The following is a 13013-nucleotide window of genomic DNA, read 5'->3' as shown; positions in this document are numbered from 1 at the left end:
CGGGTACAGTACCGAGGAGATTGAATTGACCACATCGCGACGACAGTTTCTCTCGCTGGGCGCCACCGGGCTGGTGGTGGGCACTGCGGCGGGGCTTCTCCCGGCCGGCCGCGCAGCGGGTGAAGACGACGGCTGGGCGCGCGCCCGGCGCATCGCAGAACAGATAGCCGTTGCCAGCTTCCCGGAGCGCGATTTTGATATCCGTGATTTCGGCGCCGAGGCCGGCGGCAGTGCAGATGCCAGCGCCGCCATCGACAGGGCCATCGCTGCCTGTCACAGCGCCGGCGGCGGTCGTGTGGTGGTGCCGGCGGGGACCTTTGCCTGTGGCCCTGTTCACCTCAAGTCCAATGTCAATCTGCATCTGCTGGAGGGCGCCGAACTGTCCTTCAGCACCGCCCCCGAGCGTTACCTGCCGCTGGTATTTACCCGCTGGGAAGGGATGGAGTTGATGAACTACTCCCCCCTGATATACGCCTGCGACCAGGAAAACGTGGCGGTCACCGGCCTGGGTACCCTGCAGGGCAACGCCGATGATCGCACCTGGTGGCCCTGGAAGGGGCCGCACAGTGAGCAGCACTGGGAACTGGTGGCAGGACAGGATCAGGCCCCGGCCCGGGCGCTGCTGGAACGGCAGACGGAGGCCGGGGTGCCCGTAGCAGAGCGCATCCATGGCGAGGGCAGCTGGCTGCGTCCGCCGATGGTGCAGTTCTACCGCTGCAAGCGAGTACTGGTCGAAGGGGTGACGATTCGCAATGCACCCTTCTGGCTGATTCACCCGGTGCTGAGTGAGGATGTGGTAGTGCGCGGAGTGACCTGCTCCAGCCACGGGCCCAACTCCGACGGTTGCAATCCAGAGTCCTGCCGCAGGGTATTGATAGAAAATTGCCGCTTCGATACCGGTGATGACTGTATTGCCATAAAATCGGGGCGCAATGCCGACGGCCGGCGCATTGCCGTCCCCTCGGAGGACATCCTGATTCGCGGCTGCCATATGGCGGCGGGGCACGGGGGGGTCGTCATCGGCAGCGAGATCTCCGGAGGTGTGCGCCATGTCTACGCGGAGGACTGCGAAATGAACAGCCCGGAACTGGAGCGTGCATTGCGCATCAAAACCAACTCCGTGCGCGGCGGCGTGCTGGAGCACCTGCACTACCGCAACATACAGGTCGGTCGGGTCAAAGATGTACTGGTGATCAACTTTCACTACGAGGAGGGCGATGCCGGCAATTTCGATCCCCTTGTGCGCGACGTACAGGTGAGTAACCTGCGGGTGGATGAGGCCGATCGGGTATTCCAGGTGCGCGGCTTCGCCCGCAACCCGGTACGCAATCTGCGTCTGGAGAATGTAGTGGTGCGGCGCGCGGCGAGTGCTGGCATTGTGGAGCACGTGCAGGGGCTGCAGGCCCGCAATGTATCAATCAACGGAAAGAGCTGGCATAACACCACAGGCCAGCCGGCCTGAGAAAGGTTCGGGAGTACGGAATTTGAGTAAAGAATCAACCAGTCCCACCATCAATGACGTGGCCCGTATCGCCGGCGTTTCCAAGCGCACGGTGTCGCGGGTGTTGAATGAGTCGCCCAAGGTAAACCAGCAGACCCGGGAGCTGATTCAGAAAGTCATCAAGCAGCTCAAGTACGTGCCCAGCCCCCAGGCCCGGGGGCTGGCGTCCAGCCGTTCCTACATGCTTGGCCTGCTTTACGACGATCCCAATGCCCTGTTCATCCACGCGGTGCAGCGCGGCATTCTCAGTGTGTGTGTCGACCAGGGCTATGAACTGGTGGTCCACCCCTGCGATCACCGCGCCCGCACCCTGGTGGCTGGAGTGAAGAAATTCATTACCCGCTCCAAGCTCGACGGGGTGGTGATTCTGCCGCCCCTGTCCGCCAACGACAAGCTGGCGGCGGCGCTGGACGCCGAGGGCTTTCACTATGTGCGCCTGGCGGCGGTGCCCGTGGACCGGCCCGAACGTATGGTGGTGTCTGATGATGGCGCCGTGATGGCCGACCTGGCCCGCCACTTTGTGGAGCTGGGCCACCGGGAGATCGCCATTATCACCGGCCCCAAGTACCGCCTTGCCACCGAGGTGCGGCTGGAAGGCTTCCGCAATGGTCTGGAAGCGCTCGGCGGCAGCCTGCCCGCGGCCAATATCGTGGAAGGGGATTTCAGTTACGAGTCCGGCATCGAGCTCGGCCATCGCCTGTTGACCCGCAGGCAGCGGCCAACCGCCATTTTCGCCAGCAATGACGAGATGGCTGCGGGGGTGATACACGCCGCCTGGACCCTGGACATCAAGGTGCCGCAGCAACTGTCGGTAGCAGGTTACGATGACAGTCCGCTGGCTTCGAAGATCGTGCCGCCGCTGACCACCTTTCATCGCCAGAACGAGACCATGGCGGCGTTGGCTGTGCAAAAACTGCTGTCGTGTATTGCCGGGCGTAGCGCCGAAGCCGCTGAACTGCCCTCCGCACTGTCGCCGCAACTGGTACTGCGCCAGAGCAGCGGCCCGGCCCCCGACAGGGGCTGATTCTCCGTATTCCGTCGCGCGCAACGACGCTCGCGACGGCAACTTTTCCGGCCTGCTGACGGGGCATTCTGCCTGCCCCGCGGCTACGCTATGCCACTGAAAAATAACGAGTTTCTTCTGAAACCATTTGCCCGTAACTTTTTCTTGCGCAAGGGTTGCCATCGGTGGCACAAAATGCTTATATAGCTGCCACCGGTAGCACATCTGGTGTCGTGGAGCATCAGGTCCGTTCTTCTTACGGAATTCGGAGCCGGTGTAGGTGTGGTCACGCAACCGCATCGGCACAATGCCTTTGGCATATATAACGCTAATTTAAAGAAGTAAAAGGTGCCTACAATGAGCAAGCAAAGAGTATTCAAGCGTAATGTCCTGGCGTTGAGCGTCGCTGCCGCGAATGTGCTGGGGGCCGCAGTTGCCCTGCCGGCTTTCGCCCAGAGCAGTGAGTCCGAGTCGGGCCAGGTACTGGAAGAGATCGTCGTTACCGGCTATCGCCAGAGCCTGAAGCAGTCCCTGGACATGAAGCGCGACGCGGTCGGCGCCGTCGACGCCATCGTCGCCGAAGACATCGCCAAATTCCCCGACCTCAACCTGGCCGAATCCCTGCAGCGGATTCCCGGCGTGTCCATCCGTCGCGAGGCGGGTGAGGGTCGCAATATCACCGTGCGCGGTCTCGGCCCCCAGTTCACCAGGGTGCGGGTCAACGGCATGGAAGGGCTGTCCACCGGTGGTGGCACCGACAGTTCCGGCGGCGTAAACCGCGACCGCCAGTTTGACTTTAATATTTTTGCCTCCGAGCTGTTCAACAGCATTGTGGTGCGTAAAACCCAGGAAGCCTGGGTGGATGAAGGCTCCCTCGGCGCAACGGTCGACCTGCGCACCGCGCGTCCCTTCGACTACGACGGTCAGGCGGCGGCACTGAACATGCAGGGGTTGTACAACGACCTGGTGGAAGAGGTCGATCCCCGCGTGGCCGGCTTGTACAGCAATATCTTCGCCGACGGCAAGCTGGGTGTATTGATAGCCGGCGCCTATACCGAGCGCGAAATCTATGAGGAGGGCGCATCTACCGTGCGCTGGCAAAACGCCGACTGGGGCAGTTGCTCCGGCTGTAGCTCGCCAGGCGAAGTGGCCGCGGTCAATGACTCCTTTCACCCGCGGATTCCACGTTACGGCCGCCTGACCCACGACCAGGAGCGGATCGGCATCAATGGCGCGATTCAGTGGCGCCCCTCCGACCGCACCGAAATTGTTTTCGAGGGCATGTACGGCACCCTGGAGGGTACGCGCCAGGAGCAGTTCCTGGAGGCGCTGATACGCAACGAAGAAGATGTGATGGATGTGGCCGATTACACCCTGAACGGGAATGTGATGACGGCCGGCACCTTCAACAATACCTTTGTGCGCATTGAGAACCGCCTCGACGAACTGGAAACCAAGTTCACGCAGTATGTATTGAGTGGCTCACATTACTTCAGTGACGACCTGCGTATGGACGCCATGTTCGGCACCGCGGACTCCGAGTTCGAGAACCCGCAGCAAACCACCATCATTTTCGACAATTTCACCGATGGTTACAGCTATGACTATTCCGATCCGGATCTGCCGCGCCTGGATTACGGCTTTGACGTGACCGACGCCTCGCAGTTCGAATACACCGAGTTCCGCGATCGCCCCAACTTCGTTGACAACAGCTTCGACAACTTCAAGCTGGATTTCGACTGGACGGTGAACAACTGGCTGACCATGAAGGCCGGTGGCTCCTTCAAGAAATACACCTTTGATGTGGCCGAAGGCCGCCGCGACGGCAGGGTCGCCGATGTGCTGGGCGCCAACGTGCCGGTCACCCCGGAGCTGGCCGACATGCTCAAGGGCTTTGGCTCCGGCCTGGATATGCCCGGCGGCAACGACAAGGCCTGGGTTGTACCGAACATCGATGCCGGTGCAGCCCTGGTGGACCTGTACAACATCGAGGCCACTCCCCGTGACGGCGACATTCGCAGCGTCGAAGAGGAAACCACGGCCTACTACGTGCAGGCGGACTTCGAAGTGCCGGTTGGCAACATGAACCTGCGTGCCAATGCCGGACTGCGCTATTACGACACCGAGTTGGCCTCTACCGGTATTCTCTCCGGCTCAACCGTGACCGTGGATACCGAATACGACGACATCCTGCCGGCCATCAACACTGCGCTGGAGATCAGCGATACCTTTGTGGTGCGCGCCTCCTGGGCCCAGGTCATGGCGCGGCCCGGGTTGAGCAACCTGACCCCCGGCGGGTCCATTGGCGTGTTCGGCGAGCCGACCCTGAGCTTCGGCAACCCGGAGCTGGAACCCTTCCAGGCCGATGCCTACGACCTGTCCGCGGAGTGGTATTTCATGGACGAGGGCCTGTTCTCGGTCGGGTATTTCTACAAGGACATCGATTCCTTCGTGGCGCGGGTATCGGAAGACGGCATTCCCTTCAGCAGCCTGGGCCTGCCCTGCAGCCTGCTGGATGCCTCTCCCATTCAGGGGGAGTGCGATACGCCCTTCAGGGTCACCCGCAATGAAAATGGTAACGGCGGCGAGCTTTCCGGTGTCGAGCTGATTTTCCAGATGCCCTTTACCTTCCTGCCGGGCATCCTGGCCAACACCGGCTTTGCGGGTAACTACACCTACGTGGACTCGGAAGTGGACTACGCAGCGCCGGGTGAGCCGAAGGATCTGGGCCCGCTGGTGCAGACCAGCGAGAACAACTACAACGCAACCCTCTACTATGAGGACGACAAGTTCGCTGCGCGGATGTCAGTCAACTACCGCGACGACTTCCTGATCGACTTCCCGGACGAAGTGGTGGAAGAGGCAACCCAGGTTGATTTCTCCTCCTCCTACAACTGGAACGAGAATCTGCAGCTGACTTTCGAGGTGATCAATATCACCGATGAGTTCTTCGACCAGCGTCACCTGGCGGGCGGCAACTCGCTCAGCTATGTGTATCACCACACTGGCCGCAACTACTTCCTGGGTTTCCGCTGGAAGCTGTAACAGGTACCAGGGGCGTGGTCCGGGGGTAAGCGTTGGGCGGGGACCCCAGATATTCGGACCGCAACCCTTTGAACCCACAGCCGGCGACGGTTGTGGGTTTTTTTTAGTCCGTGGCGATGCATGGAATTGGACTTTATTCAGAATGGGCATGATAGCCAAACACTTGTGCAGGTCTGCTCAAGACCTTGAACTCGCCCCGCCAGCCCTGTACTCTTTGCACTGCTTTGCTACCGGTGGCACAAAGTGTGACTGTCACCGTATACCCAGTACCCATCAAGCAACCGGAGCGCAATCGTGACCATAAAACAACACACTCCCGCATGGCTGATGCTGACATTGCTACCGCTGGTTGCGAGCGCCGGGACGGCCCCGCTGGCGACAGTGGATGTCGCCACCCCCTCCGAATTTGCGCGCGCAGATGAGCCCCTTGTGCTGAGCTTCGCCGAACTGGGCGTAGAAAGCGGTGTTTCCGCGTCCTCCCTGGTGGCGTTGCAAGGTGAGCAGGTACTGCCCAGCCAGTTGCTGGATACCGACGGTGACGAGGCGCCGGACAGCCTGCTGGTCTCGGTGGACCTCGAGGGTGCCGGGCGCGAGCAATTCCGGGTGGTGAGCGATGCGGCTCTGGCGGCACAGCAGAAGTACGTAAAGCGTACCCAGGCGGAAATTTCCCGCAAGGAGGGTGGGCAGTGGCAGGGGCGCAAATACATTGGCGGTGATTTCGTCAATGTTAGCGAATTGACGCCGCCTCCCGAGCACACCGATCACTCTGAATTCATCCGCTATGAAGGGCCCGGTATCGAGTCCGACAGGGTCGGCTACCGGGTCTACCTCGACGAGCGCAATGGCTTCGATATCTTCGGCAAGCGGGTGCCGGAGCCGGTGCTGCAGAAAGTTGGTCTCGACGGATTTTCGTCCTACCACGAACCGGCAGACTGGGGGCTGGATGTACTCAAGGTGGGAGCGTCCCTGGGAATGGGTGGATATGGCTACTGGCAGGATGGCGCAGTGCAACGCGTGTCCGACGTCTCGGGCTGGACGGCAAGGATTCTCGAGAACGGTGCCCTGCAGTCCTCCTTCAGTATCGACTACCGCGACTGGCAGGTGGCGGGCAAAACTGTGCAATTGCACAGCACGCTCACCATGCAGGCCGGTAGCCGGCTGGTGAAGGTGGTTCTGGAATCCTCGGAAGCGCTCGACAATCTGGTGACCGGGCTGGTCAGGCATCCGGGTACCGAGGTGCTCAAGGGGGATCTGGATATTACCGGTGAAGCTTTTTCCTACCTGGCTACCTGGGGCCAGCAGAGCCTCGATGGCGGTAAGCTGGGGATGGCTGTGCTGTTCCACCGCAAGGACCTGCAACAGCTGGCCGAGGACGAGGCCAATCATGTAGCTGTTCTCAGGCCCCGAGGAACGCGGGTTGAGTATTATTTTCTCTCTGCCTGGGACGGAGAGCCAAATGGGATAAAAAACCGGCAGGCTTTTTCCGACTACCTCGAGCAAGAGGCCGAGCGCCTGACCATCGCACCGCGTGTCCAGGTGACCAGCGCCTACGGCGCCAGCCAAAAGCAGTTTCCCGTCACTGCCGCCGCGGCCCGCGGCTGGGCGCAGGCAATGGTCGACTCCGAAATCGCCCGCCACGGCAAGCAACTGGCCTACGGCGGCTGGGATGATCTGCGCCAGCGCCCTTCCAACTGGGAGTACACCACGGGCCTGCTGATGCAAGCCTACGACGATGTCGGCCTGGCCCTGAACGACAGTGCCTACAACTCAGTGGCCGAGGAGGTGATCTCCTCCTTTGTCGCAGAGGACGGTAGCCTGCATAGCTACGACAAGTCCAGGTACAACATCGACAGTATCAACAGCGGCAAGATGCTGTTGCGCTTGTACCAGCGCACCGGCGAGGAGCGCTACCGCAAGGCCGCCGACCAACTCCGCGAACAGTTGCAGGAGCATCCGCGGGTCAGCGCCGGCGCCTTCTGGCACAAGCAGCGCTATCCCTGGCAGCTGTGGCTGGATGGCGTCTATATGGGCATGCCCTTCCTCGCTCACTACAGCCAGCTATTCGAGAATGGCGCCAGCCTGGAGGAAGTGATCAAGGAGTTCGAGGTCAGCCGCGACCAGTTGCGCGACCCGGAAACCGGCCTGTACTGGCATGCCTGGGACGAAAAGAAGCAGCAGGTCTGGGCCGATCCCGACACCGGCCGCTCGGCCTTGTTCTGGGGGCGTGGTCTGGGCTGGCTGGCCATGGCCCTGGTGGATACGCTGGATTACATCCCCGCCGGCCATGAGGAACAGCGCCAGGTGCTTGTTGATATGACCCGGCAACTTGCGGATGCCCTGTTGAAAGTACAGGACGACAGCGGCACCTGGTATCAGATACTCGACCGCCCCGATGCGGTGGGTAACTACCGGGAAGCGTCGGCCAGCAGCATGTTTACCTACATGCTGGCCAAGGGGGTGAACAATGGCATTCTGCCGGCTTCCTATCGCGAGGCCGCGGTGACAGCCTACGAAGGTCTGGTGCGCGAGTTCGTTGAACCTCACCCCGATGGCAGCACCAGCCTGACCCATAATTGCCAGGTGGCGGGCCTCGGCTTCGGGCGCGATGGCAGCTACCAGTACTACATGAGCGAAAAGGTGATCAGGGATGATCCCAAGGGCCTCGGCCCCTTTGTTTTCGCCAGCCTTGAAATAGCGCAACTGCTGCAATAGCAGGCAAGCGCCCAGGAGAAAGACTATGACCACTGAATACAGCGTGCGTTTTGCAACCCATCCGGATGATTACAAGCGCTACGATACCGAGACCCTGCGCAAGCACTACCATGTCAGCAATCTGTTCCAGCAGGACAGGGTCTCGCTGACCTACACCCACTACGAGCGTCTGATTGTGGGTGGCGTGTTCCCCGTAACCCGTGCCTTGCCGCTGGAAACCATCGACCCGTTGAAGGCTGAGTATTTCCTGCACCGCCGCGAACTGGGTGCGATCAATATCGGAGGCCCCGGCACCATTACCGTGGACGGTACGGTGCACGAGATCGGCTACCGGGAGGCCATGTACCTGGGCGCCGGGAACAAGCAGGTGGAATTCGCCAGTGTCGACTCAGGCAAACCGGCCAAGTTCTACATTAATTCAGCGCCTGCCCATCACAGCTACCCCGACCGGAAGGTGGGCATGGCCGATGCGGATGCCATGACACTGGGCTCGGGAGAAACCTGCAATGAGCGCACGATCAACAAACTGCTGGTCAACACCGTGGTGGAGACCTGCCAACTGCAGATGGGCCTGACCGAGTTCCACCCGGGCAGTGTCTGGAACACCATGCCGGCCCACATTCACGACCGTCGGATGGAGGCCTACTTCTATTTTGAGTTGCCGGAGGATCAGGCCGTCTGTCACTTCATGGGTCCGAAAGAGGAAACCCGCCATATCTGGATGGGCAACGAGGAAGCGGTGGTTTCGCCGCCCTGGTCGATGCACACCGGTGTCGGTACCAGCAGCTATGTGTTCATCTGGGGCATGGCCGGCGAGAACCTGGACTACGGCGATATGGATCACTGCCAGCCGCACGAGCTGCGCTAGGAGGGAGTATGAGCCAACTTTTCGATCTCACCGGCAAGCGTGCGCTGGTCACCGGTGGCACCCACGGACTCGGCTTCGCCATGGCGCGGGGCCTCGGCGATGCCGGTGCAACACTGCTGATAAACGGCCATTCCTCGCAGGAGAAAATTGACGCTGCCGTGGCTGAATTGCAGGCCGCGGGCATCGATGCCCACGGCTATCGCTTTGACGTGACCGACGAGACCGAAGCGGAGGCGGCGGTGGCGCAGATGAGCACTGAAGTCGGCCCTGTGGATATCCTCGTCAACAATGCCGGCATCATCAAGCGCGTACCCATGCTGGAGATGGACCTCGCCGAGTGGGAACAAGTGATCCGCACTGATCTCACCGGCGTGTTCGTGATGAGCCGTCCGGTGGTGCGGCGCATGATTGACAACGGTGGCGGCAAGGTGATCAACATCTGCTCGATGATGAGCGAACTCGGGCGCAACAGTGTCGGTGCCTACGCCGCGGCCAAGGGCGGCCTGAAAATGCTCACCCGCAACATGGCCACCGAATGGGCCAGGTACAACATCCAGGTCAATGGCATTGGCCCCGGCTACTTCGCCACCAGCCAGACTGCGCCGATCCGTGTACCCGGCAACCCCTTCAACGAGTTTATCCTGCACCGCACCCCGGCCAATCGCTGGGGCGACCCCGACGATTTGCAGGGTACGGCGGTATTCCTTGCCTCTCGCGGCAGCGACTTCGTCAATGGCCAGATCGTTTACGTGGATGGCGGTATTCTCGCCACCATCGGCCGCCCGGTGGGGGAAGACTGAATGGCGGCCTCGTCGCCCACTATCCTCCAGTTTGGCACCGGTGTTTTCCTGCTCGGTTTTGTCGACTGGATTGTGCAGCAGTTGAACGAGCGCGGTGATTTTGACGGCCGGATCGTGGCCCTCAAGGCTCGCCCCGGTAGCAGCGCCGCGCTGGCGCCGCTCAACCGCCATGGTGGCCAGTTTGAAATCTGGCTGCGGGGCTATCGGGATGGTGAACTGGTCGACGAGGTACAGGCGGTCAACTGCCTGCAGGGGGCGATCAACCCATTTGCGGACTACGCGGCGGCCCTGGATCTGGCGGCGAGCCGGGACTGGCGCTGGGTGATCTCCAATACGACTGAGGCAGGCATTCGTTACGTCGCGCAGCTGGCGCCGGAAGAGGCCACCCCGGAGACCTTTCCGGCCCTGCTCACGGCCATGCTCTATCACCGGTTTTCGCACTTCGATGGCGCCACTGAGCGCGGCGTCAATGTGCTGTGTTGTGAACTGATAGAGGACAACGCGACGACGCTGCAACAAATATTGCTGCGCCATGCTGCGGACTGGCATCTGCCCGTTTCTTTTACTGAATGGCTGGCATCGGCCTGCCATTTCTGCAATACCCTGGTGGATCGCATCGTTACCGGCGAGCCGGCCGATGTCCCCGCCCGCCGTACCCTGCCGGCAGACGCTCCACTGCTTGAGGCGGAGGCGTTCTACAGTTGGGTCATTGAGGCCCCGACATCGGTGCAGCGGCTGTTGCCGGCGCGCGCTGCCGGCCTCGACGGCCTGCAGTTCGTCGCCAATCTGGCTCCCTGGCGCGAGCGCAAGGTACGCATCCTGAACGGCGCCCACACCGCCGGGTTCGCTCTCAGTCTGATGCTGGAAGTGCCGACGGTGTTTGACAGCATGCAGCACCCGCTGCTGCGGCGTTACCTGGAGCGACTGGTCTATGACGAGATCTGCCCGAACCTGTCAGGGGATGATATTGCCGGCTACGCCGCGGCCATCCTGGAGCGATTCGACAATCCCCATGTGGAACACCGCTGGGAGAATATTGCCCTGAATGCCCTGTCCAAGTGGCGGGCCCGATTGCTGCCTTCCCTGCTGGCCGCGCTGGCCGCGCGCGGCAGCCCGCCGCCGTTGCTGCTGCTGTCGCTGGCGGCCCTGCTGTGTTTCTACCGCGGTCAGTGGCAGGGCAGGGTGCTACCGGTGCGCGATGATCTGGCGGCTGTGGCGGAGTGTCAGCGGCTTTGGCAGTCCAGCGGAGAAGTGTCCGGCGCGGTTGCCGCGATCATCGACAGTGAGCTGATCTGGGACGGCTGTCTGCAGGCGGTTCCGGGCCTGGCGGAGGCGCTGGCGGCGATCATTGTTCAGCTCGAGCGGGACGGACTGGAGTCGACCCTGGCGACCTGTCTCGATGACTGAGGCGGGCTGAACGGATGCTCTGCCGGCGCCGCCTCATTTCGTTGCTGTGTGCGGGATGGATCTGGTGCAGTCCCGGCATGGCGGGCGGGGGCGATGCTGACGCATCGGCCGCGCTGCAGGTAAAGGTGCTTTCCGCCATGCAACGGGCCACCCGGTTTATGCTCGATGAAGTGAGCCATCGCGGCGGCTTTGTCTGGTACTACCTGCCGGATTTCAGTCGTCGCTGGGGGGAACTGGAAGCCACTTCGACCATGCTCTGGGTGCAGCCGCCGGGTACGGCCAGCGTCGGCCACCTGCTGCTGGATGCCTACCACGTCACTGACGATGGGGATTATCTGCACGCGGCACAGAAAGTGGGGCGGGCGATTCTGGCTGCCCAGCACAGCAGCGGTGGCTGGAACTATGTCCACGACTTTGCAGGGGAACAGGCCCTGCGTAACTGGTATGGGCGCGTCGGGCGCCACGCCTGGCGGCTGGAGGAGTTCCAGCACTACCTCGGCAACGCAACCTTTGACGACGGCGGTACCCACGAAGCCACTCTGTTATTGATGCGCCTGGCGCAGGCGCCACAGCAAGGAGAGGTGTTTGGCCCAGGCCTGGAGCGGGCCCTGGCCTTTATTCTCGACAGCCAGTTTCCCGGGGGCGGCTGGCCCCAGCGCTACCCGCCAGTGGCGGACTCGCCCATTCCCTACGCCGATGCCATTACCTTCAATGACGGGGTGGCCGATGGCAATATTCGCCTGTTGCTGATGGCCTGGCGATTGACCGGGCAGCAGCGCTATCGGGATGCCGCGCTGAAAGGGATGGACAGCTACCTGGCCCTGCAGTTACCCCATCCTCAGCCAGGCTGGGCACTGCAGTACCACCGGGATGGCGCGCCCGCTGCGGGGCGCAGTTATGAGGCGGCGGCCCTGTCCCCGGCGATGACGGCGCACAACCTCCGCGCCCTGATGGCCTTTTACAGGGTCACGGGGGAGCAGCGCTTCCTGACACCCATTCCCGCGGCGCTCGACTGGCTCGATTCCCTGGCGCTGCCCGCCGCAGCCGTGCGCGACGGCCGCACGCACCCCCGGGTAGTGGAGCTCGGTAGCGACCGGCCGCTCTATATCTACCGGCGCGGCAGCAATGTCGACAACGGCGCCTACTATTTCGCATATCAGCCTGGCAAAACAGTGCGGCACTACCCTTCCGCCGGTCGCCTGGATGTTGCCGCCTTGCGCGAGGAATACCGCTCAATACTGGCTGCCGGGGCGCCCACGGGAACCCTGTGGCAACGCGTGCAGCAGGCGCCGGCACTGACGCTGCCGGAGCGCTATATCAACGCGCGCACGCTGGAGGGGATTCCCGGTTCGGACAGGGAGCTTGACGATCGGCCACTGACGGAGGCCGAGGTCATCAGTTTGCTGGCGAGCCTGAATGAGCGCGGCTACTGGCCGTCGTTGCAACGCTTTACCACCCATCCGGCAGGCCAAAGTGGAATGCTGCAAACAGGCCGGGATACCACCCGCTATGCCGATACCTGGGTGGGAGATGCCAGTGATACCTCGCCCTGGTATTTGCAGCAGCCGCGGGAAGTCATCGCCCTTGACCGCTACATCGCCAACATGGCGAAGCTGTTGGGCTTTCTCAGTGCGCGTGCCAGTGTAGGGGAAAGGGAAAAGGGCGCGAGCTGACTGC

Annotated in this window: 8 protein-coding genes; all 8 read left to right on the top strand. The window is 62.0% G+C overall.

The window, feature by feature from the left end; all coding sequences use genetic code 11:
• The first annotated feature begins 25 nt into the window (after positions 1-25).
• On the top strand, positions 26-1462 hold the full coding sequence (locus FVW59_RS11300; RefSeq protein ID WP_246139711.1) for a glycoside hydrolase family 28 protein: 1437 nt from the start codon (positions 26-28) through the stop codon (positions 1460-1462).
• A 22-nt stretch (positions 1463-1484) separates the two neighbouring features.
• The gene (locus FVW59_RS11295; RefSeq protein WP_222711478.1) at positions 1485-2525 is read left to right on the top strand and encodes a LacI family DNA-binding transcriptional regulator; all 1041 of its coding nucleotides are present in this window, start codon (positions 1485-1487) and stop codon (positions 2523-2525) included.
• Between the two features lie 336 nt (positions 2526-2861).
• The gene (locus tag FVW59_RS11290) at positions 2862-5549 is read left to right on the top strand and encodes a TonB-dependent receptor (RefSeq protein ID WP_148064426.1); all 2688 of its coding nucleotides are present in this window, start codon (positions 2862-2864) and stop codon (positions 5547-5549) included.
• A gap of 294 nt (positions 5550-5843) precedes the next feature.
• Positions 5844-8261 (top strand): glycoside hydrolase family 88 protein, encoded by a 2418-nt coding sequence (locus FVW59_RS11285; protein ID WP_246139710.1) that lies wholly within the window; start codon positions 5844-5846, stop codon positions 8259-8261.
• A gap of 25 nt (positions 8262-8286) precedes the next feature.
• Complete coding sequence (gene kduI, locus FVW59_RS11280; RefSeq protein WP_148064425.1) at positions 8287-9129, top strand: 5-dehydro-4-deoxy-D-glucuronate isomerase; 843 nt, start codon at positions 8287-8289, stop codon at positions 9127-9129.
• Between the two features lie 8 nt (positions 9130-9137).
• A complete protein-coding gene (locus FVW59_RS11275) occupies positions 9138-9929 on the top strand; it encodes a gluconate 5-dehydrogenase (protein ID WP_148064424.1) in 792 nt (263 codons plus the stop codon).
• On the top strand, positions 9930-11336 hold the full coding sequence (locus FVW59_RS11270; protein ID WP_148064423.1) for a tagaturonate reductase: 1407 nt from the start codon (positions 9930-9932) through the stop codon (positions 11334-11336).
• Positions 11337-11473: 137 nt separating this feature from the next.
• Positions 11474-13009, top strand: coding sequence for a pectate lyase (locus FVW59_RS11265; RefSeq protein ID WP_187275852.1), 1536 nt, complete (start codon positions 11474-11476; stop codon positions 13007-13009).
• The last annotated feature ends 4 nt before the right edge of the window (positions 13010-13013 follow it).

Source organism: Parahaliea aestuarii, assembly GCF_008064635.1.
Taxonomy (GTDB): Bacteria; Pseudomonadota; Gammaproteobacteria; order Pseudomonadales; family Halieaceae; genus Parahaliea; species Parahaliea aestuarii.
Note: the sequence above shows the minus strand (reverse complement) of the source record. Positions and strands in the feature narration are given on the sequence as shown.

Bases quoted from the DNA above. Each gene is read 5' to 3' on its own strand.
- FVW59_RS11290 (WP_148064426.1), top strand. From the start codon at position 2,862: ATGAGCAAGCAAAGAGTATTCAAGCGTAATGTCCTGGCGTTGAGCGTC.
- kduI (WP_148064425.1), top strand. From the start codon at position 8,287: ATGACCACTGAATACAGCGTGCGTTTTGCAACCCATCCGGATGATTAC.
- FVW59_RS11275 (WP_148064424.1), top strand. From the start codon at position 9,138: ATGAGCCAACTTTTCGATCTCACCGGCAAGCGTGCGCTGGTCACCGGT.
- FVW59_RS11270 (WP_148064423.1), top strand. From the start codon at position 9,930: ATGGCGGCCTCGTCGCCCACTATCCTCCAGTTTGGCACCGGTGTTTTC.
- FVW59_RS11265 (WP_187275852.1), top strand. From the start codon at position 11,474: ATGCAACGGGCCACCCGGTTTATGCTCGATGAAGTGAGCCATCGCGGC.